This is a genomic window from Pseudoalteromonas sp. BSi20311, from assembly GCF_000239875.1.
GTDB lineage: Bacteria > Pseudomonadota > Gammaproteobacteria > Enterobacterales > Alteromonadaceae > Pseudoalteromonas.
Map to the genome: position 1 here is coordinate 24,401 of NZ_BADU01000063.1, position 21,085 is coordinate 45,485.

General features: G+C 41.2%; 19 protein-coding genes. 5 read left to right on the plus strand and 14 right to left on the minus strand.

What is annotated here, in order from left to right:
• Positions 1–8 precede the first annotated feature (8 nt).
• Genes cydX through cydC form a run of 3 tightly spaced genes read left to right on the plus strand, consistent with a single transcriptional unit; the run spans position 9 to position 3,667 of the window.
• On the plus strand, positions 9–173 hold the full coding sequence (cydX, locus tag P20311_RS06615) for a cytochrome bd-I oxidase subunit CydX (protein ID WP_008110965.1): 165 nt from the start codon (positions 9–11) through the stop codon (positions 171–173).
• Complete coding sequence (gene cydD, locus P20311_RS06620; RefSeq protein ID WP_008110966.1) at positions 163–1,938, plus strand: thiol reductant ABC exporter subunit CydD; 1,776 nt, start codon at positions 163–165, stop codon at positions 1,936–1,938. The genes cydX and cydD overlap by 11 nt, the downstream gene beginning before the upstream one ends.
• Positions 1,931–3,667, plus strand: a complete 1,737-nt coding sequence (cydC, locus tag P20311_RS06625) for a thiol reductant ABC exporter subunit CydC (RefSeq protein WP_008110969.1) — start codon at positions 1,931–1,933, stop codon at positions 3,665–3,667. The genes cydD and cydC overlap by 8 nt, the downstream gene beginning before the upstream one ends.
• Positions 3,668–3,679: 12 nt before the next feature.
• Here the strand turns inward: cydC and P20311_RS06630 are convergent, their stop codons facing one another.
• The 14 genes from P20311_RS06630 to rpsB all read right to left on the minus strand — a co-directional run bounded on the left by P20311_RS06630 (position 3,680) and on the right by rpsB (position 17,242).
• Positions 3,680–4,072 (minus strand): septal ring lytic transglycosylase RlpA family protein, encoded by a 393-nt coding sequence (locus tag P20311_RS06630; RefSeq protein ID WP_036984942.1) that lies wholly within the window; start codon positions 4,070–4,072, stop codon positions 3,680–3,682.
• 137 nt (positions 4,073–4,209) lie between these two features.
• The gene (gene lpxA, locus P20311_RS06635) at positions 4,210–4,980 is read right to left on the minus strand and encodes an acyl-ACP--UDP-N-acetylglucosamine O-acyltransferase (protein ID WP_008110972.1); all 771 of its coding nucleotides are present in this window, start codon (positions 4,978–4,980) and stop codon (positions 4,210–4,212) included.
• Positions 4,981–4,982: 2 nt separating this feature from the next.
• The gene (gene fabZ, locus P20311_RS06640; protein WP_008110974.1) at positions 4,983–5,435 is read right to left on the minus strand and encodes a 3-hydroxyacyl-ACP dehydratase FabZ; all 453 of its coding nucleotides are present in this window, start codon (positions 5,433–5,435) and stop codon (positions 4,983–4,985) included.
• A 27-nt stretch (positions 5,436–5,462) separates the two neighbouring features.
• Positions 5,463–6,485 carry a UDP-3-O-(3-hydroxymyristoyl)glucosamine N-acyltransferase gene (gene lpxD / locus P20311_RS06645; protein ID WP_008110976.1) on the minus strand — a complete coding sequence of 341 codons (1,023 nt, stop codon included), beginning with the start codon at positions 6,483–6,485 and terminating at the stop codon, positions 5,463–5,465.
• A gap of 7 nt (positions 6,486–6,492) precedes the next feature.
• Positions 6,493–7,011, minus strand: coding sequence for an OmpH family outer membrane protein (locus P20311_RS06650; protein WP_008110978.1), 519 nt, complete (start codon positions 7,009–7,011; stop codon positions 6,493–6,495).
• Between the two features lie 11 nt (positions 7,012–7,022).
• Positions 7,023–9,494, minus strand: a complete 2,472-nt coding sequence (bamA, locus tag P20311_RS06655) for an outer membrane protein assembly factor BamA (RefSeq protein ID WP_008110980.1) — start codon at positions 9,492–9,494, stop codon at positions 7,023–7,025.
• Positions 9,495–9,600: 106 nt separating this feature from the next.
• A complete protein-coding gene (gene rseP, locus P20311_RS06660; RefSeq protein WP_008110982.1) occupies positions 9,601–10,953 on the minus strand; it encodes a sigma E protease regulator RseP in 1,353 nt (450 codons plus the stop codon).
• 1 nt (position 10,954) lies between these two features.
• Positions 10,955–12,157: a 1-deoxy-D-xylulose-5-phosphate reductoisomerase gene (gene ispC / locus P20311_RS06665; RefSeq protein WP_008110984.1), complete on the minus strand. Its 1,203-nt coding sequence runs from the start codon at positions 12,155–12,157 to the stop codon at positions 10,955–10,957.
• Positions 12,154–13,020, minus strand: coding sequence for a phosphatidate cytidylyltransferase (locus P20311_RS06670; protein ID WP_008110985.1), 867 nt, complete (start codon positions 13,018–13,020; stop codon positions 12,154–12,156). Before P20311_RS06670 ends, ispC begins: the two co-directional genes overlap by 4 nt.
• A gap of 21 nt (positions 13,021–13,041) precedes the next feature.
• On the minus strand, positions 13,042–13,821 hold the full coding sequence (locus P20311_RS06675; RefSeq protein ID WP_008110986.1) for an isoprenyl transferase: 780 nt from the start codon (positions 13,819–13,821) through the stop codon (positions 13,042–13,044).
• A gap of 256 nt (positions 13,822–14,077) precedes the next feature.
• On the minus strand, positions 14,078–14,599 hold the full coding sequence (gene frr / locus P20311_RS06680) for a ribosome recycling factor (RefSeq protein ID WP_218651693.1): 522 nt from the start codon (positions 14,597–14,599) through the stop codon (positions 14,078–14,080).
• Between the two features lie 50 nt (positions 14,600–14,649).
• Positions 14,650–15,399, minus strand: coding sequence for a UMP kinase (gene pyrH, locus P20311_RS06685; RefSeq protein ID WP_016899281.1), 750 nt, complete (start codon positions 15,397–15,399; stop codon positions 14,650–14,652).
• A gap of 158 nt (positions 15,400–15,557) precedes the next feature.
• The gene (gene tsf / locus P20311_RS06690; RefSeq protein WP_008110989.1) at positions 15,558–16,409 is read right to left on the minus strand and encodes a translation elongation factor Ts; all 852 of its coding nucleotides are present in this window, start codon (positions 16,407–16,409) and stop codon (positions 15,558–15,560) included.
• A gap of 104 nt (positions 16,410–16,513) precedes the next feature.
• Positions 16,514–17,242: a 30S ribosomal protein S2 gene (gene rpsB / locus P20311_RS06695; protein ID WP_008110990.1), complete on the minus strand. Its 729-nt coding sequence runs from the start codon at positions 17,240–17,242 to the stop codon at positions 16,514–16,516.
• A gap of 272 nt (positions 17,243–17,514) precedes the next feature.
• Here rpsB and map point away from each other — a divergent pair, with 272 nt between their 5' ends.
• Together map and glnD are read left to right on the plus strand one after the other, a co-directional pair.
• Positions 17,515–18,300, plus strand: coding sequence for a type I methionyl aminopeptidase (gene map / locus P20311_RS06700; protein WP_008110991.1), 786 nt, complete (start codon positions 17,515–17,517; stop codon positions 18,298–18,300).
• A 159-nt stretch (positions 18,301–18,459) separates the two neighbouring features.
• Positions 18,460–21,078, plus strand: coding sequence for a [protein-PII] uridylyltransferase (gene glnD / locus P20311_RS06705; protein ID WP_008110992.1), 2,619 nt, complete (start codon positions 18,460–18,462; stop codon positions 21,076–21,078).
• The last annotated feature ends 7 nt before the right edge of the window (positions 21,079–21,085 follow it).

A 21,085-nucleotide genomic window follows, 5' to 3' on the forward strand; every position in this document is an offset into this window, starting at 1 on the left:
ACTAAATTATGTGGTATTTCGCGTGGATTTTAGGTGTACTGCTTGCTTGTACCTTAGGTGTCATAAACGTGATGTGGTATGAATTTCATCAAAATAAAAACAGTATTGCTGATGATGAACAAGCCACCCATGATTTATTAAACGAGCATAATACAAATCACAATGACGACTAATCCCCGACCAAATCGCGCGCAGCAACAACCCCTGCGCGCTTTTTTAAAGCAGCAGAGTAAACCGGCGGCAATGTGGTTAAAGCTGAGCATTGCACTTGGAACAGTTAATGCAATTTTAATGATTGCAGGAGCTTACTTACTCGCGCAAACCATTCATGAGGTGATGTTTGAAGGGCATAGTTTAGCCCAAGTAACCCACTATTTATGGCCTTTAGCGGGTATTATTTTACTGCGCGCCATTTTCTTAGCACTCAGCGAGCGATTAAGCGCATTTGCTACGCTTAAAATTAAATCGGCTATTCGCCAAACCTTACTCGATAAACTCACACAACTCGGCCCAAGTTATATAGAGAAAAATGGCCAAGGCGCTACGCTCAACACGCTGCACAATGGTGTAGAGGCACTCCATGACTACTATGCTAAATACCTACCCGGTGTTGCCTATAGTGCGCTTATTCCATTGGCTATATTAGTGGTTATATTTCCTACCGATTACAAAGCAGGATTAATATTTTTATTAACCGCGCCACTTATTCCTTTTTTTATGATTCTAGTTGGTCACAAAGCCGAGGCGCTTAATCAAAAACGTTGGCAACAACTGGCAGTATTAGGAAACTATTTTTTTGACCGTGTACAAGGGCTTACTCAACTAAAATTATTTAATGCCACGCGCAAAGAACTCAAACAAATTGCGCGTATTTCAGATGATTTTAGGCACGCAACGCTAAGCGTGTTAAAAATTGCTTTTTTATCCTCTTTTGCGCTGGAGTTTTTAGCCACAATTAGTGTGGCACTGGTAGCGGTAATTATTGGTTTTAGATTGTTTTTTGGCACTCTGGATTTTGCTACTGGCTTTGTAGTGCTGTTACTAGCACCTGAATTTTATTTACCCCTTCGCCAATTAGGCAGCCATTACCATGCGCGCCTACAGGGAATTAGTGCCGCTGCAGATATGTTGATTATTTTAAATGCACCACTGCCAGCAAATGATAATAGCCACACAGCGAATATCAATATTGATGCTAACAATACTATCAGCATCCATGATCTCAACTTTAGCTACCCTAATAGCAATGAGGGAATTAATAATATTAATTTAACCCTGCCAAGCAAAGGACTAGTAGCCATTGTGGGAGCTAGTGGCTCAGGTAAGAGCACCCTACTTGATTGCATGCTTGGTTTTCACCCAGAAGTAATACAACACATATCCATTGACCAACAAGCATTGACGACCGCGGATATAAGCCAATTACAACAAAACATTGCATGGATCCCACAAAAGCCAACCTTATTTTACGACACCCTAGCCGCCAACATAAAATTAGGTAACCCAGACGCTTCATATGAAGCACTTGTACATGCTGCAGAGCAAGCAGGCGCACTGGAATTTATTAACGAGCTGCCCGATGGCTTTAATACCTTAATAGGTGAGCAAGGCGAAGGACTCTCTGGCGGGCAAAAACAGCGTATCGCTTTAGCTCGTGCATTTTTAAAACACGCCCCTATTTTAATGCTCGATGAACCAACCGCTCATTTAGATAGCCAAACCGAGCAACTCATTCAAAACGCTATTGCTGAGTATGCAAAAAACCACTTGGTGATCACCATCGCACATCGCTTAAATACAGTAAAAAATGCTAAGCAACTTATCGTTATGGAAAACGGCTGCATCGTTCAACAAGGCGATTTTAAAGCGCTCAGCCAGCAATCTGGCGAATTTGCAAAGCTACTGCAAACAGCAGAACAAGGGGTAACTAATGGCTAATTTTATTCGTTTACTCAAATTGTGCCGCCCTCATTATAAAGCGATGCTTTTAGGGACGTTTCTAGCGTCACTCACGGTGCTAGCTAATGTAGGCTTACTCGCTATTTCAGGCTGGTTTTTAGCTTCTATGGCAGCCGCAGGAATTGCCGGCGTCCATATGAACTACTTTACCCCAGCTGGCACCATTCGCTTTTTAGCGATTGTGCGCACCGCCTCACGTTACGCTGAACGCTTAGTTACTCACAACGCCACATTTTTATTGTTAAGTGAAATACGAGTAAACATGTTCGCCACACTCAGCAAGCTCAATAACCTTGATTTAGCTATGAGCCGCAGTGCCGATTTAGTTAATCGCTTGCAAAACGATGTAGACGCATTAGATAAGTTTTATTTAAATGTGTTACTGCCAATGTTAGTAGCTTTACTGACTGTGCCTATTATTATGCTGTTTATGTCAGCCTACAATGTAAATGTCGCCCTTATTTGTTTTGTTGGGATTATTATTATTGGGGTGATTATACCGGCAATATTAAGTAAGCAATTAGATAAAAATAGTCACCAAGAAACCTTACTTAGTGCACAACTTAGAGCAGAGCTATCAGACACTCTTACGGGCCTTAGAGAACTAAATATTTATCAAGCTCGAAACCAACAACTCACTAAGTGTGATCAGTTAAGTGAGCAGTATAATCAGCAATTATTTATTCGTCATAAGGCTCTTGGAAACGCTGATGGCTTAAGCTTACTCATAGTGCAATTAGCTATGCTTTCCAGCATTGTTACTATTGTGCCGCTAGTGTTTAGCGGTGCTATGGTCAATGTAGAGCTGGCGATGTTGAGCCTGTTTGTGCTTGCCAGTTTTGAAAGCGTATTGTTACTGCCTAACGCCTTTATTGAGCTTCCTAATGTACTAAAAGCAGCTGAGCGACTCTTTATTCTTGAAGACAAAACGCTTAGCACAAACAATGTATCAACCACAGATATTGAGCTATTAAATAAGCACTGGGCTTTGTCGTTAAATAATGTCAGCTATCACTATGGCCAAAAGCAGGCATTAAATAATGTGAGTTTTGAGCTCCCCGCGAAGCAAAAAGTGGCTATTGTTGGTAGAAGCGGCAGTGGTAAAACTACCTTAGTGAATTTGCTCAGTAGTTTATGGCCACTGCAGCAAGGAACAATAAGCTTACAAAGCGGCAAAGAAATCATAAACCTACATGAGTTAAATAATGAGTGTCGTGCAAAAACATTAAATATTTTAGCCCAGCAGCATCATATTTTTGATGGCACATTAAGCGAAAACCTTGCTTATGCAGCTCCCGATGCAACCTCGCAACAAATGATAGCAGCATTAACACAGGCAGAACTTGGTGGGTGGTTCTCTGAGCTCAAACAAGGGCTGAAAACCCGTTTAGGTACCGGCGGGCGAAATGTATCTCAGGGTCAATCAAGACGTATAGCGCTAGCACAAGCGCTGCTGCAACAGCCTGCCATTTTAGTGCTTGATGAACCGACTGAAGGGCTCGATAATATCTCTAAACAAGCTGTTATGAACAGTGTTTTACAGCTGAAAGAGCATGCCAGTGTTTTAACAATTACTCATGATCCAGCGTTGTTATCGCAAATGGATAGTGTCATCTGGTTAGATAGCGGACAAATTATCGCTCAAGGTTCACATCAACAATTGCTCAATGAACACCCTGACTATGTGGCGTTAACGACCCGCTTTTAGTCCTTAGCAGTATTACTTATTATCAATAACGGTGACCGATACATCAATAACGCCGACTTTAGGGTCGGCTATTTTTTTAAACATCGCCTTAGATAAATCTATAATTCGCCCCCGAATATAAGGACCCCTGTCGTTAATTCTGACCACCACTGACTTATTATTAGCAATATTAGTAACGTTTACTCGTGTACCAAACGGGAGCTTTAAGTGAGCAGCTGTTGCCGCTTGTTGACTAAATCGCTCGCCACTGGCAGTAAGTCGGCCGTGGTACTTATCAGCATAAAATGATGCTTTACCTTGCTCTGCAACATCACGTTGTTGATTATTTATATTACCTGGCGCAGTACTACAGGCGGCCAAAATCACCGACAGTACTGAAAGCAATACTAACTTCATTAGTTTCATTCTTTATACTTTATTGAAAAATGTAGAGGGAGTGTAATAGGACGATACTGAGTAGAGACTGAATTATTAATCAGCTAATAAAAAACCACCTTGATTACTCAAAGGTGGTTTTTTTAATTTGTTAAAAATGCTATTTTTTAACGCACAATACCGCGTTCAGAACTTTTAACGAAATCAATCATCAATTGCACTGCTGGAAACTTTGCAGCATCTTCAGCAAGTAATTCAATCGCTTCATCAACACCTAAGCTCTTGCGGTAAAACGCTTTATAAGCGCGGCGTACTGCCATGATTTCATCACTTTCAAAACCACGGCGTTTCATGCCTTCAGTATTGATTGCTGCAGGGCCTGCTGGCATACCAATGGTGGTAACAAATGGAGGTACGTCTTTGTTTACCCCCGAATACATACCAACAAATGCATGCGCACCAATTTTACAAAATTGATGAACACCTGAGTTACCCGCTAAAATAACCCAATCACCAACATGAACGTGACCCGCTACACTGGCATTATTTGCAAAAATAACGTTATCGCCAATTACCGCATCGTGTGCAACGTGGGTGTAAGCCATAAATAAGTTATTGCTGCCTATTTTGGTAACACCTTCATCTTGAATTGTACCGCGGTGGATAGTCGCACATTCACGAATCACATTATTGTCGCCAATAATTAAACTGGTTGGTTCGTTGTTGTATTTTTTGTCTTGGCAAGCTTCGCCCACAGAGGCAAACTGAAAAATATGGTTACCAGAGCCAATAGTAGCAGGCCCTTTAACAACAACGTGAGACTCAATAATACAGTCATCACCAATAACAACATCATTACCGATGTAACTGTATGGTCCAACTGACACATTGTTACCAAGTTTTGCACCCGGTTCGATTATTGCCGTAGCATGGATCACAATTAAAACTCTCTTCTAGCACACATGATTTCGGCGCTACACACTGTTTTGCCGTCAACTTTAGCTTCAGCCGCAAATTTCCATATGTTACGACGCTCTTTTAAAAACTTAACATGAAGATGCATGGTATCACCTGGCACAACCGGCTGCTTAAAACGGGCATTGTCTACGGCTGCAAATAGGTAAAGTTCGTTTTCGCTACGATTTTCAACCGTTTTAAACCCTAATAGACCGGTTGCTTGCGCCATTGACTCTAATATTAGCACACCAGGAAAAATCGGCTGATTTGGGAAATGGCCAGTGAAAATAGGTTCATTAATCGATACATTTTTAATTGCATGCAACGATTCACCTGGGGTGAAATCGATTACACGATCAATTAGTAGCATCGGGTAACGGTGCGGTAATAAACTTAAAATTTCTTGAATATCAAGGCTATTTAATTCGTTTGCCAAAATAGCATCCTTTTTAGTGTTCAACGATCATGACTTATTCAATGCTTCAAGCGCTTTTAGACGTGATTTCATGTCTGAAAGGTTGCGCAAATGAGCAATTGATTTTCGCCATTCTTTGTTAGTCGTATGAGGCATACCAGATGAGTAAATACCTGGTTCGGTGATTGATTTGGTCACCATACTCATGCCGGTAATTATAACACCATCACACACAGACATGTGACCGTTAATTGCGCTCATGCCGCCAATCTGGCAATTTTTACCTATGGTGACACTACCCGCAAGTACAGTACAACCGGCAATAGCCGTGCCTGATTGAACTTCAACGTTGTGTGCTATCTGACATTGGTTATCAATAATAACGTTACTATGAATAATAGTATCATCGAGTGCACCACGATCTATGGTGGTACTTGCACCGATTTCTACTTTATCGCCAATGATCACAGAGCCTAGTTGTGGAATTTTAAGCCACTCACCACGTTCATTTGCATAACCAAAACCATCACTACCAATAACAGTGTTTGCTTGCAATAAACAGTCTGCGCCAATCTCAACATCATGATAAATGCTCACACTTGGCCAAAGTTTGGTGCCTGAACCTATTTTAGCACGTTCACCAATAAAACTGTTCGGACCAATTTGTGCGTTATCACCAATTACAGCATCAGCTTCAACTACAACATTAGCACCAATGGCTGCACTTTTGCTCACTTGTGCAGTAGCATGTATAACCGCACTTGGATGCACACCGTGAGATGCGCTACGCGGGGTAGTATCCATTAATTGAGCTAACTTGGCGTAACTAACATAGGGATTAGTAACAATGATTTTATTGCCTGAAAAATAAGGTGCATCGTCAGGGCTCAGTATCACCGCACTGGCTTGTGTTGTCTCAAGTTGAGAGCGATATTTCTTGTTCGCTAAAAATGCAATATGCCCAGTATGGGCATTTGCAAGTGTCGCTATTTTTTTAATTTCTAAAGCGCCATCACCTTGAAGCTCGGCGCTTAGAAGTTCCGCAATTTGCGAAAGCGTATAATTTTGCATAGATTAATTATTTCTTACTTACAGCTGTTACAACTTTTTCAGAAAGATCAGTTACTTCTTTAGGGTTAAAGTAAATAGTTGTGTCTTTTACTTTAACTTCGTCGAAGTCGCCATCTTTGGCAATTTCTTCAATAGTTTTAATAATTAAAGTCTGAACTTTAGCCAGCTCTTGATTTTGACGTGCTTTAATTTCCTGCTCTAATGGACGACCCTTTTCAGCAAGATTTTTTTGCATACCCTGAATTTTATCACGTAATGCGTCTTTTTGGTCTTGACTCATTGTGGTGCTTTCACGCTTAAACTTTTCTGCTTCAAAACGAATGTCGCCTTGTAACTTTTCAAGCTCTTGACGACGCTCAGCAAATTCAGTTTGTAAAGACTGTTCGATTTTAGCCATTTGTGGAAGCTGCTTGTAGATTTCTTGCATATCTACAATACCTACTTTATGAGCAAAAGCATTAACTGATGTACCCATCATAAGTGTAGCTAAAACGGCAACTGCTGTTGATTTGAATAATTTTTTCACAAAAAACTCCTTTAGAAAGTGTTACTAATATTAAAACTGATGGTCTTGGTATCGTCATCTTCTTCTTTTTGCAACGGATACGCAAAGCTGATCAGCATAGGACCCATAGGTGAGATCCACTGTAATGATAAACCGGTTGCAACCCTAAATCGCATTGGGTCTGAGTAGTCATCTAATTTTGCACGCTCATCAATCCCTAAGTTTTGATAGCGATCAACACTGAATTCGGTATCCCATACGTTGGCAGCGTCAACAAAGAAACTCGTTCGCACTGAACTAGTATTTTCTTCATCTAAGAATGGAGTAGGTACAATAAGCTCCATACCTGCCACTGCTTTCGCATTACCACCAATACGACCTTGTGGTATTAGCACGTCAAACTCTGACGCCCCACCAATGTTGCCTGTGGTTGTGCCATCACCTGATGGCGTACCTGGTATTGATTGCGGTATACGCGAAACAGCACGCGGTAAAATGGTATTTCTATCAAAGCCACGTAATTCCATTTCAGTGATACGGAAGTATTCTTGGAACGGTAAAGTTTGATCATAGCCATTGGTAGAGCCATAACCATTACCATAACCTAATGCAGCACGCGTTGAGAAAACCCAACGATGATCGTTAGAAATCGGCCAGTAAAAACGCGAGTCATAATTTAATTTAAAGTACTGTAAATCAGAGTTTGGCGTTGTGGCTGTTAAGTTTAATGTTTGTCGTGAACCTGCCGTTGGGAATAAACCACGGTTAACTGTAACTCGTGACCAACCAACACTTAGCTCGTAGTTTGTAAATTCAAAGCCCGCATCTGGATTTTCTGGATCTAAGAAGGTTTCACGTAGTACACGTGTTTGCTCATATTCAGCAATATCTGACAATTGTTCTTCTATCCAACGTGCGCCAAAATTAATACGGTTTATAGCATCAATTGGAAAACCAATGTTTGTCCCTAACCCATAACTTTTTGACTTATAGTCAATCAAACTAAACTGACTGGCATCGTAGTTACTGTAAAAGATACTGCTACCCTGCGATACGCCATCCGGCGTAAAGTAAGGGTCGGTATACGATACACTGACACGCTCAGAGCCGCGTGAAGTATTAATATTAAAGCCAATTTGGTTACCTGTGCCTAAAAAGTTAGACTCGGTTACACCAATATTAAACTGCAGACCTAAGTATGAGCCATAGGCAAGACCGGCATTGAAGCTGCCCGCAGATTGCTCTTTAACAGTAAAGTCAACGTCTACTTGGTCATCAACACCTGGAACTGGCACCACATTAAAATCAACGGTTTCCATATAAGGTAAACGTTGAATTTGTAGTTTAGAACGCTCTAGGTTTTGATTAGATAACCATGCACCTTCAAGCTGTGTCATTTCTCGACGCAGTACTTCATCAGCCGTGTTTTGGTTACCACCTACAATAATTCGACGAACATACACACGCTTGCCTGGGTCAACCGACAGAGTCAATTGTACTTCTTGGTTCTCGTCATCAATTTCTGGAATCGTACGTACTTCAGCATTGGCGTAACCAAAACGCGCCAAGTAGCTTTTGATAAATTCTTCTGATGAGGTAACCACTGATCCGTTATAAAGCTCGCCTGTACGCAGTGGAATAACACTTTTTATTAATTCTTCACGACCGAGTAAATCACCGATGAAATCAAAGCCTTTCACTTTGTATTTAACGCCTTCGGTAATATTTGCCGTTACATAAACAGACTCACGTTCAGGGCTAACTGATACTTGAGTTGAGTCAATATTAAAGCGTAAATAGCCACGGTCTAAATAAAAGCTGCGAATTTTTTCTAAATCGCCTTCAATGGTTTGTTTTTGATAGCGGTCGCTACCCATAAACTGCCACCAAGGTAAATCTTGTTGCGACTCAGCAAGCTGTAGTAGCTCTTCGTTTGAAAAAAGCTCATTACCAACTAAGTTGATTTGACGAATAGAGGCTGCATCGCCCTCATCAAACTCAAGTTTTAATTTAACGCGGTTACGTGGCAACTTAGTGACGCTTATGTCTACTTTTGCATTGTATTTACCAATGCTGTGGAAAAACTCAACTAAGCCTTTTTCAATGTTATCGATAACCGTTTTATCCAGCGGCTCGCCTTGGCGAATATCTTGTTGATCAAGCGACTGGTTTAACTGCTCATCTTTTATGTCTTTATTGCCTTCAAATTCAATAAAGCTAATTGTTGGGCGTTCTGTTACTTTAAAAATAACGTTATTGCCATCACGCAACGCTTTTATATTGTCAAAGTGACCTGAGCGATAAAGTGACTTAATTGTTTTTGAAATTGTGTATTCATCAACATTGTCGCCCACGTTAATAGGAATATGCGTTAATGCAGCACCAAGTGCGACACGTTGCAGTCCTTCAACTTTTAAATCTTCAACAATAAAGGAGTTTTGGCCTAGGGCTGCAAAACTTGCACCCAATAAACTTGAAACTACCAAATGTTTTTTTATAGCCATTTTATTATCTTTATCCTTTACAACTGTATTACCGCTTAGCATCGTAAACTAAATAGTTACGAGCTTTACAATCGTGTTCTAATTTGTCGTTACCACGCTTACATAACTACAAGCGCGATACATCATTGAACAAAGCGAAACATGTTAGAAAAATGAGTAGCAAGGCTCCCACTTTAAAACCAAACTCTTGTGTCTTTTCAGAGACTGGCTTTTTACGAAAAAGTTCAATTATGTAATACATTAAGTGCCCACCATCAAGCACTGGCAGAGGAAGTAAATTAAATACTCCCAAGTTAACGCTTATCAAAGCTAAAAAGCTTAAAAATGCGACTAATCCATAACTAACACTGGTGCCGGCGCCTACGGCTATGCCGACGGGCCCACTTAAATTTTTCACTGACACTTGACCAGTAATTAAGTTACCTATCATGTCGAAACTCAGCGTAATTAAACGCCATGTTTCTTTTGTGCCCAGCACAATACTATCTAGTGGCCCATAATGTCTAGTCTCAACAAAATCATCAGGCCACTGCTCTACAACCGGAGCAACCCCTAAAAAGCCTTGTTCAACACCATTACTGACAACGCGACTCTTCGGAGTGACTGTTATTGTTTTTATACTATCTTGTCTTTTTACACTAAATTGTAAGGATTTGTTAGCCGATTGCGTAATAAGATTAACTAATTGCTGCCAACTGCTCATTGTTTCACCGTTTACAGCTAAAATAACGTCGCTAACCTGTAAATTTGCCTGTTCGGCAGCTGAGTCTTTCGTAATCGCCGCGATTGTAAGTGTCGCTTGAGGGCGAAACGGCACAATCCCCAGCGAACTTAATGGCGGTACATCTTGCTGATCAAGCTTCCAACCATCCAAATTGAGAGTTTGCGTCGTTTGTTGATAATTTTCGTTGCGTAAAGTAACAGCAACACTTTTATCACCTAAGTGCGACATCAAAGAAAAAGTCGCATCTTGCCAATTAGCAATGTCGTCATCACCAATTTTAATTATTTGCTGAGTAGGCATAATGCCCGCTTGCTCTGCTCGGCTGCCTTCAACCACATTGCCTACAACCGGTTTTATAGTTTGTACACCCACCATATACATGACAGCTAGAGCAAAAATAGCGAATAAAAAGTTCGCCATGGGCCCTGCTGCCACAATGGCTATGCGGGCTTGAACTGATTTAGCATTAAACGATAAATGACGTTGATTGGCAGGCACTTCATCAACACGCTCGTCTAACATTTTTACGTAACCACCGAGTGGGATTGCTGCAATTACATACTCAGTATTGTACTTGTCGTGCCATTTTAATAAGGGTTTACCAAAACCAATTGAAAAGCGCAGTACTTTAACGCCCGCCTTACGTGCCACCCAAAAATGACCATATTCGTGAACGGTCACTAAAATACCGAGCGCGAGTATAAACGAACCTAAATTCCAAAAAAAATCGAACATTTTAATGCACCACTTTTGTTATAAACTGCGTCGCGCTCATGCGTGCCAAACGATCACACTCTAAGATTTCATCAAGCGTTTGCACATTGGTAAACTTTGCAGCCTCTAACGTTTGCGCATTCACTTTATAAATATCAGTAAAACTAATTTGACCTTGTAAAAATGCATTTACAGCCATTTCATTGGCCGCATTTACCGTCGTGGTTGCACCCTGCCCTGCATCACAGGCGGCAATGGCCAGTTTTAAATTAGGGTAACGCGAGAAATCAGGTTTGGTGAACGAAAAATCACAAATATCAGAAAAGTTTAGCGGTTTAACTCCCGCATCAATTCGCTGTGGAAAAGCAAGTGCATGCGCTATTGGGGTGCGCATATCGGGGTTTCCCATTTGCGCTAAAATAGAGCCATCTTGGTATTGCACCATAGAATGGATAATACTTTGTGGATGAATCACCACATCAATATCGCTGGCATCACAGTTAAATAACCATTTAGCCTCAATAAACTCTAAGCCCTTGTTCATCATCGTGGCTGAATCTACCGATATTTTTTGTCCCATTGACCAATTAGGGTGAGCAACCGCTTCACTGACGCTAACACTAGCAAGCGTATTAATGTCACGGTTTAAAAACGGCCCTCCAGAGCCAGTTAATAAAATTTTACTAACACCATGCTGCTCAAGCCGTGCTTGTCCTTGGGTGTTTTGTAACGCACTAGGTAAACACTGAAAAATAGCATTATGTTCGCTGTCGATGGGTAATAAAGTTGCTTGGTGTTGTTTCACTTTATCAATAAACAACTGACCCGACATCACCAATGACTCTTTGTTTGCCAGCAGCACTTTTTTACCCGCTTCGACTGCGCTCAAAGTGGGTAGTAATCCAGCCGCACCAACAATTGCTGACATCACAGTATCAACATCAACATGCGCACAAAGCTCACTCATAGCTTTCTCGCCATGCATTACTTGTGTTTTACTCATGCCTTTTAAAAGTTCACAAAGCTGCTTAGCGGCTTGCTCTGAAGCCATAACAGCATAACGAGGTTGATGAGCAAGACACAACTCAGCCATTTTTTTTGCATTTTGCCCAGCGGCTAATGCGAACACCTTGAATTGCTGTTGATTTCTTGCAACAACATCTAACGTGCTAAGACCTATCGACCCCGTCGCACCCAAAATAACCAGTTGTTGCACTGCACTCATAAACTCAGTGTCCAGGCAAAGCAAATAACAAACATCGGCGCTGCTGCAGTTAAGCTATCAATACGGTCTAAAATACCGCCGTGCCCAGGTAGGCAACTGCCGCTATCTTTAAGACCCGCTTCGCGCTTAAACATACTCTCTAGTAAATCACCTACCGCAGAGAATAAAGCAATAAATGCCGTCATTACTGCATAAATAGGCCATACAGAAGTATCAACGTTGGTGTAATAACAAAAAGCCAATACAAATAACACCGCAGCAACCACGCCACCAGCGAGGCCTTCTATGGTTTTATTTGGACTAACTTTAGGCATTAACTTATGTTTACCGAAACTTTTACCGGTAAAGTAAGCGCCAATATCGGCACTCCATACAATACCTAGCACCACTAAAATCAGCATAGAGCCATAGTGTGTTGATTCTGTATATTGCGCACTACGAAGCGTATTAAGCGCAAGCCATAATGGAACCAATGTCAGTAAACCTGCAATACCGCGCATCACCAGTCCTTCATTCCAGCCTTTAGCCATCGCGGGATAACGCCACACTAAATAACTTGCAACTAGCCACCATGAAAACGATAAGGTAAATAGGTAATTAGCATCGCCAACAAGCTGACCATCTTGCCATAGGGTTTCTATAGGCCAATGTAAATTAAGTAAACCAAGTAATACAGCCACTAATAATACAAACGCACCGCGTTTTAGTTTATCGCATAGTCCCATAAAAGCAGACCATTCCCACGCGCCCATTAATACAATAGCACCCGCAAAATAACTAAATAACGTTAGTGGGGTGTAAAAAACCAAAGCCAGTGCTAATGGCGCTAGCACTAGTGAGGTTAAAATACGTTGTTTTAACAAAATGATGACCCTTAATCTATTTTAGGTTTGAGCGAGTAATTGTTTTATTTGTTCGCCCGTGCAACCAAAACGTCGCTCTCTGGCAACGTAACATGCAATGGCCTCTGCAAAAGCAGCTTCATTAAAGTCAGGCCAAAGTGTATTGGTAAAATAAAGTTCAGCGTAGGCTGCCTGCCAAAGTAAAAAATTACTAATTCTGACATCGCCACCAGTACGGATCAGTAAATCTGGCTGAGCCTGATCTGCCATACTCATGTGCTGTGCAATATGTTCTTCTGTAATGTCTGCGGGATCAATTTCCCCATTTGCTACTTGTAAAGCAACCTGCTTAGCAGCATGGGTCATATCCCAACGACCACCGTAATTTGCCGCTACATTTAAATGCAGGCCGGTGTTATTCGCTGTTAGTTCTTGCGCAGTATGTACTTTAGCGCGCAAGCTTTCAGAGAATCGAGATAAATCTCCAATGATGGTTAGTTTTACGTTATTTTTATGCAGCTTTTTAACTTCTTTACTTAGTACAAATAAAAAAAGCTCCATTAATGTATTTACTTCGTCTTCAGGGCGGCGCCAGTTTTCACTACTAAAAGCAAATAAGGTTAACGATTGTATCCCTAATTTAGTACAAAACTGCACAGATTGACGAACTGCATCCACGCCTTTTTTATGCCCATATACACGAGGCCTATTTCTAGCTTGTGCCCAACGCCCGTTCCCATCCATGATGATAGCAACATGTTTAGGCAAACATTGCTGTGAAATTGTATCAGCGTCTAGAACCATAAATTTTGTGTATTCCATAAAAAAACGCCGCCTAGTATACCCCAGACGGCGTTTCAAAACTAATAAATTTAACCTGTACCCGTGATAATAAATCTACTTTAAGCAGATAAATATACAGCCAACAGCCTTGTATTTACTGACAATCGAGCCACTAGCAAAGAGTAAACATATTCTGTTACCCTTTAAAATCACACAATTATAGTAAACTGCGAATACTTGTGAAAAGCGGCTTAATTATTTAATTAAAGCTGTTTACTTGGGTCTAGAACAGTTATTAGATTTCCATCAACTCAGCTTCTTTCGCTGTTAATTGTGTATCCATTTCTTTAATAAACTTATCAGTGATTTTTTGAATTGCATCTTCACCTTGACGTGCTTCGTCTTCAGAGATGTCTTTATCTTTTAATAAGTTTTTAATATCGCCATTTGCATCACGACGAATATTACGAATAGCAACACGTCCGCCTTCTACTTCGCCACGTACGATTTTAATTAAATCTTTACGACGTTCTTCAGTCAATGGAGGAAGAGGTACACGAATAACTGTGCCTGCAGACATTGGGTTTAAACCAAGGTCAGAAGCCATAATAGCTTTTTCAACCGCTTGCGCTAAAGACTTATCAAATACACCAATAGCCAGTGTGCGTGAATCTTCAATAGTTACATTTGCAACTTGGTTTAACGGTGTTGGAGCGCCGTAGTACGACACCATAATGCCGTCTAAAATTGCAGGATGAGCACGGCCAGTACGAATTTTAGATAATTGACTACCAAGTGCTGCTACACTTTTTTGCATGCGCTCTTGCGCATCTTTTTGAATATCGTTAATCACGGTTTAATCCTAATCTAGTTACTAACTTCATCTGAGGCTTGTGAAGAAATAAGGGTTCCTTCTTCTTCACCCATTATTACGCGTTTTAATGCGCCTGATTTATTCATATTAAATACGCTCAATGGCATATTATGGTCGCGAGCAAGAGTAAATGCCGCTAAATCCATTACTTTTAATTCTTTATCAATAATTTCATTGTAGCTTAAGTGACGGTAAAGTGTCGCATCAGGGTTTTTCACCGGATCATCACTAAATACACCGTCTACTTTGGTCGCTTTAATTACCGTATCAGCTTCAATCTCAATGCCGCGTAAACACGCTGCAGAGTCAGTAGTGAAGAACGGGTTACCCGTGCCAGCGGCAAAAATAACAACGCGACCTGTTTTCAACAAGCTAATAGCTTCAGCCCAATTATAGGCATCACATACGCCATTTAATGGGATAGCTGACATTAAGCGACAATTTACAAACGCACGGTGTAGCGCATCACGCATAGCTAGGCCGTTCATTACAGTTGCAAGCATCCCCATGTGGTCACCAACAACGCGATTCATGCCCGCTTCGGCTAATGAGCCACCGCGTAAAAAGTTACCGCCACCAATAACTAAACCCACTTCTACGTCGAGTTCTACGAGCTCTTTAATTTCTTGTGCCATACGATCTAAAACTTTAGGGTCGATGCCGAAGCCTTCGTCTCCCATTAAAGCTTCACCACTTAATTTGAGAAGAACACGTCTAAAAATAGGTTTGCGATTGATAGTCATAGTTTTGGGGCCAACTTTTATTGAATTATGGATAAAAAATAACCGCGCTTATGTTAAACATAAAAGCGCGGTTATTTTAAAGAATTTCTAAGCGTGACGCAAAAGCAAATAGTACTTTAATTGCATGTATTTTCCTTTTGCATCACAAATAGTATGTCTTACTGACCTTTAGCAGCTGCAATTTGAGCAGCAACTTCAGCAGCAAAATCTTCTTCTTTCTTCTCGATACCTGCACCAACTTCCATACGTACAAAGCCAGTAACTGTTGCGTTTTTCTCTTTAAGAATTTCGCCAACAGATTTTTTCGGTTCCATGATGAAAGCTTGACCAGTAAGAGAAACCTCACCAGTAAATTTCTTCATACGACCAACAACCATCTTCTCAGCGATTTCAGCAGGCTTGCCTTCATTCATCGCAATATCGATTTGTACTTGCTTTTCTTTTTCAACAACATCAGCAGGTACGTCATCTGGCGTTAGGTAATCTGGGTTTGAAGCAGCAACGTGCATTGCAACGTGCTTAAGTGTTTCTTCATCAGCAACACCAGCAACAACAACACCAATACGCTCGCCGTGACGGTACTCAACTAGTTGTTCACCAGTGATGTACTGAAGACGACGTACATTGATGTTTTCACCAATTTTAGTTACTAGCTCAACACGGTCTTCTTCGAACTTAGCTTGTAAGTCTTCGATAGATGAAGTGTCAGCGATAGCAGCATCTGCAACTTTGTTAGCAAATGCTAGGAAGCTTGCATCTTTAGCAACGAAGTCAGTTTGACAGTTAACTTCTACAAGTACTGCAACACCCGCGTTTTGCTTGATGATGATAGTACCTTCAGCAGCGATGTTACCTGCTTTCTTAGCAGCCTTTGCAGCACCGCTCTTACGCATGTTTTCAATCGCTAACTCGATGTCACCATCAGTTTCAGTTAACGCTTTTTTACAATCCATCATGCCAGCGCCAGTACGCTCGCGTAATTCTTTAACTAGGGCAGTAGTTACAGCCATTAGTAAATCCTCAAATCTGAAATCAGGTTTAGATAAGCGGGTTACCCGCTCCACAAGAATAGCAAGTCTTCACCTTTAAAAGATGAAGACTTGATGACAGCTAATTACTCAGCTTCTACGAAGTCATCTTTTTCAGCTTGAGCAACGATGTTACTCTCACGGCCTTCAGTGATCGCAGCTGCAACAGCACTAGTGTAAAGGTTGATTGCACGGATAGCATCATCGTTACCAGGTACGATGTAATCAACACCGTCTGGGTTAGAGTTAGTATCAACGATTGCAACAACTGGGATACCTAGGTTGTTAGCTTCACGGATAGCAATGTGCTCGTGGTCAGCATCGATTACAAAGATAGCGTCTGGAAGGCCACCCATGTTTTTAATACCACCAAGGCTCTTTTCAAGCTTTTCCATTTCACGAGTAAGCATTAACGCTTCTTTCTTAGTTAACTTCTCGAAAGTACCGTCTTGGCTTTGAGCTTCAAGGTCTTTAAGACGCTTGATTGATTGACGAACTGTTTTCCAGTTAGTCAACATACCGCCTAACCAACGGTGGTTAACGAAGAATTGATCGCTTTGTAAAGCAGCTTCTTTTACTGCTTCGCTTGCTGCGCGCTTAGTACCAACGAAAAGAACTTTACCTTTGTTTGCAGCAGCACCAGATAAAAACTTAAGTGCAGTGTTGAACATTGGTACAGTTTGCTCAAGGTTGATGATATGTACACGGTTACGTGCGCCGAAGATGAAAGGCTTCATCTTAGGGTTCCAGTAACGTGCTTGGTGACCGAAGTGAACACCAGCTTGAAGCATATCGCGCATTGAAACGTTTGCCATTTTGTAAATCCTCTAAGTTGTTTAGGGTTAGGCCTCCACATATCCCATAGCACCAACACCGCAGTTAAATGAAACTGAAATGCACCCAAGTGTATGTGACGATACGTGTGTGTGTTAAAATAAAATTGTGTTTGCCTTAAATACAAAAAATCATTTAAGAATTTATTTGTAAAAAGACGGCGCGCTTTATACCATATTAAAAATAAATACTCAACGTCTCGTGCAAAAATTGTGCGACGATAATCATCTAAAAACGCAACTTTGGAGCCTCAATGAGCGCTGTGATTAAGACCCCTGAAGAAATCGAGAAAATGCGTGTAGCCGGCCGTTTGGCTGCTGATGTGCTAGAAATGATCGAACCACATGTGGTACCAGGTATCACCACCGATGAGCTAAATACAATTTGTCATGATTATATTGTTAATGTGCAAGATGCCGTTCCTGCTCCTCTTAATTATCATGGTTTTCCAAAATCAATTTGTACCTCAGTAAACCATGTAATTTGTCACGGTATTCCGAACGACAAAGCATTAAAAGATGGTGACAGTGTAAATATTGACATCACCGTTATCAAAGATGGTTACCACGGTGACACATCAAAGATGTTTCATGTAGGCACGCCTAATATTCAGGGTAAACGCCTTGCAGAAGTTACTCAAGAAAGTCTATACCTTGCCATTAAAATGGTAAAACCGGGTGTTCGCCTTGGTGATATTGGTGCAGCTATTCAAAAATATGCAGAGAGCTTTAACTACTCTATCGTCCGTGAATACTGCGGCCACGGTATCGGCAGCGAGTTCCATGAAGAACCACAGGTAATGCATTACGGTAAAGCAGGTACTGGCGAAACATTAAAAGCAGGTATGTGTTTAACCATCGAACCTATGGTAAATGCGGGCAAACGCCAATGTAAATTACTTAAAGACGACTGGACTGTGGTAACAAAAGACCGTAGTTTATCCGCTCAATGGGAACACACCTTACTTGTAACTGAAAATGGTGTTGAAATTTTAACACTACGATCAGATGATACAATCGATAAAATTATCGAGCACTAATTAAGTGCGCACTTAATCGCGGTAGTAACAGGCTTTGCCTGTATATCGCTTAAGTGGTTTGCTGTAAGGGGCTAACATAACTTATTGCCCTTACAGCAAATATATTATAAAAATAAATCTCAAACTTATAATGCAGTCCATATATAGGAGCCAGCCTAAGTGGCATTACCTAACAAAGTAAAAAAGTTGCTCAATGATGCTGAGCAATTAAGCGATTACCGCGATTGCTCCGCCTATTTCTATAAATGGTTGCATAATGAATTCTCAAAACAACCGGTTGGTAAATTAATTAATGCCCGTGCAGAATTTATTGACCGGCTGCTAATCAAACTTTTTCAGGTTTATGATTTAGCTCACGAACCAGATCTCGCTTTGATAGCAGTAGGTGGTTATGGTCGTGGTGAGCTGCATCCCTACTCTGACATTGACTTTTTATTGCTCGTTACAAAACAACCTAATGATGATATTTGCGAAAAAATTGGCCAATTTGTCACTATGTTGTGGGATCTTAATCTCGAGATAGGCCATAGTGTTCGTACTATTGAACAAGCCATAGATCAAAAACGTGAAGACGTTACCTTTGCCACCAGCTTATTAGAAAGCCGCCTTATTTTTGGCAATCATATTGAGTTTGAAAAACTCAAAAACCATATTATTGAAACACCAGTATGGGGCTCAGGTGAATTTTTTGTCGCAAAAGTACAAGAACAGAACCTGCGCCACAGAAAATGTCACGGTACAGCCTACAATCTAGAGCCGAATATAAAAGAAAACCCTGGGGGTCTGCGCGACCTGCAAACCATTATTTGGGTCGCTAAAAAGCACTTCAGAGCCGAAACGTTGCAAGAGCTAATTAGCCACGGCTACCTGACCCATGAGGAATATCAAGAGCTGTTAGAGTGTCTTGAAAATTTATGGAACATCCGCTTTGCGTTACATTTAGCCGCAGGACGTTCAGAAAATCGCTTATTGTTTGATCACCAACCCCAAGCTGCCGAAATATTGGGTTTTGGTAGTGATGGTAAAGCCTCGGTTGAACGCATGATGAAGCGTTTATTCAGAATCATGAGCCGAGTACGTGAGCTTAACCAAATGTTGCTTTCGTACTTTGAGCAAAGTATTTCGCCAGACAGCAGCCAAGCGACCGTTGAAGAACTCGATCGCAACTTTGAGCGCGTTGGCCATCAAATTCGGGTTAAAAGTCCGTCAGTATTCTTTAGGCGCGACCAACTTTTTGTGTTGTTTGAGCATATTGCTGACCACCCAGAAATTACCCATATATACCCAAGCACTATTCGCACTATTCGTCAGGTTCGCCGTCGTTTATTAGGCGATCTACAAGACTACGCGGCCTGCCGAGAAGCTTTTTTACGCATTATAAAGCATCCTAATGGTATGGGGCGTGCTTTTACGCTGATGCACAAACATGGCATGATTGCCGCCTATTTGCCGCAGTGGCGAAATATCTTTGGCCAAATGCAATTTGATTTATTTCACGCCTACACAGTTGATGAACATACCCACAAGCTAATCAATAATATTTATCAGTATTTTGATAAAACAGGGATTAGCGAATTCCCAATTTGCAGCGAAATTGTCACGCGCATGGATAAACCTGAGCTGCTGTATTTAGCCGGTATTTTCCACGATATTGCTAAGGGCCGTGGTGGCGATCACTCTGAACTGGGCGCTGTTGATGCCATTGCCTTTTCTAAATTGCATGGCTTTGCATCATCCGATGGTAAGTTAATTTCTTGGCTTGTTGGCAACCACTTGCTTATGTCGGTAACGGCGCAGCGTAAAGACATAAACGACCCAGATGTAATAAAAGATTTTGCATCGCGCGTAAAAACAGAGCGTCAGCTCGACTACCTCTATTGTTTAACGGTCGCCGATATACGTGCCACCAATGACAACTTGTGGAATGACTGGAAAAACACGCTACTACGTGAACTTTACTTGCATACACAACGTGCTTTGCGCCTTGGGCTTGAAAACCCAATGGATCAACGCGACCAAATTCGAGATAAAAAGCATCAAGCGAAGCAGCGCTTGATTAATATGCATTACCATGAAGATCAAATTGACTTAATTTGGAGTCGCTTTAAGGCTAATTACTTTACCGCCTTTAGTGAACAACAAATTTCGTGGCATACAGAGCACTTGCTCAAATGCACCGACTTGAGTCTACCCAGTGTTATTGTCTCTAATAAGGCAATGCATGGCGGTACTCAAGTATTTGCTTACAGTCCTTACTCAGGTGCGTTATTCGCTCGATTAGTCAGTGTTATTGGCTCTAAAAAAGCACAAATTCAACATGCCCAAGTACTCACCACCAAAGATGGCTACGTACTATTTAACTTCGTTATTTTAGAAGTTAATGGCGACCCAATTGCCAGTAGCCGTGCACAATCTATTAAACGCGGATTAGAGCAAGCATTGAATGATCCGCGTAAAAAAATACGCTTCAAAAAGAGCCGTTCACAACGTTTTAAAGATTTTAATATTAAGCCTAAAATTGTACTACGCCCGCACCCTCGTAAGGATCGTAGTTTAATAGAAATTCAAGCGGTTGATATACCTGGACTATTAACTAAAATAGCCGAGGTTTTTCAAGCTTACTTACTCCACATACATGCCGCACGCATTACCACGGTAGGCGAGCGCGCAGAAGATTTCTTTGTGGTATCTAATAACGAATATCAAGCGCTGACTGATGAAGAGCAAGCAAAAATTCATCAGGCATTACGTAAAAAACTCAACGCCGAAATTGAATAAGAGGACA

What these genes read in the sequence shown, in the direction of transcription:
- cydX (WP_008110965.1), top strand. Translation starts at nt 9, where the DNA reads ATGTGGTATTTCGCGTGGATTTTAGGTGTACTGCTTGCTTGTACCTTA.
- cydD (WP_008110966.1), top strand. Translation starts at nt 163, where the DNA reads ATGACGACTAATCCCCGACCAAATCGCGCGCAGCAACAACCCCTGCGC.
- cydC (WP_008110969.1), top strand. Translation starts at nt 1,931, where the DNA reads ATGGCTAATTTTATTCGTTTACTCAAATTGTGCCGCCCTCATTATAAA.
- P20311_RS06630 (WP_036984942.1), bottom strand. Translation starts at nt 4,072, where the DNA reads ATGAAACTAATGAAGTTAGTATTGCTTTCAGTACTGTCGGTGATTTTG.
- lpxD (WP_008110976.1), bottom strand. Translation starts at nt 6,485, where the DNA reads ATGCAAAATTATACGCTTTCGCAAATTGCGGAACTTCTAAGCGCCGAG.
- bamA (WP_008110980.1), bottom strand. Translation starts at nt 9,494, where the DNA reads ATGGCTATAAAAAAACATTTGGTAGTTTCAAGTTTATTGGGTGCAAGT.
- rseP (WP_008110982.1), bottom strand. Translation starts at nt 10,953, where the DNA reads ATGTTCGATTTTTTTTGGAATTTAGGTTCGTTTATACTCGCGCTCGGT.
- ispC (WP_008110984.1), bottom strand. Translation starts at nt 12,157, where the DNA reads ATGAGTGCAGTGCAACAACTGGTTATTTTGGGTGCGACGGGGTCGATA.
- P20311_RS06675 (WP_008110986.1), bottom strand. Translation starts at nt 13,821, where the DNA reads ATGGAATACACAAAATTTATGGTTCTAGACGCTGATACAATTTCACAG.
- frr (WP_218651693.1), bottom strand. Translation starts at nt 14,599, where the DNA reads ATGCAAAAAAGTGTAGCAGCACTTGGTAGTCAATTATCTAAAATTCGT.
- pyrH (WP_016899281.1), bottom strand. Translation starts at nt 15,399, where the DNA reads ATGACTATCAATCGCAAACCTATTTTTAGACGTGTTCTTCTCAAATTA.
- tsf (WP_008110989.1), bottom strand. Translation starts at nt 16,409, where the DNA reads ATGGCTGTAACTACTGCCCTAGTTAAAGAATTACGCGAGCGTACTGGC.
- rpsB (WP_008110990.1), bottom strand. Translation starts at nt 17,242, where the DNA reads ATGGCAAACGTTTCAATGCGCGATATGCTTCAAGCTGGTGTTCACTTC.
- map (WP_008110991.1), top strand. Translation starts at nt 17,515, where the DNA reads ATGAGCGCTGTGATTAAGACCCCTGAAGAAATCGAGAAAATGCGTGTA.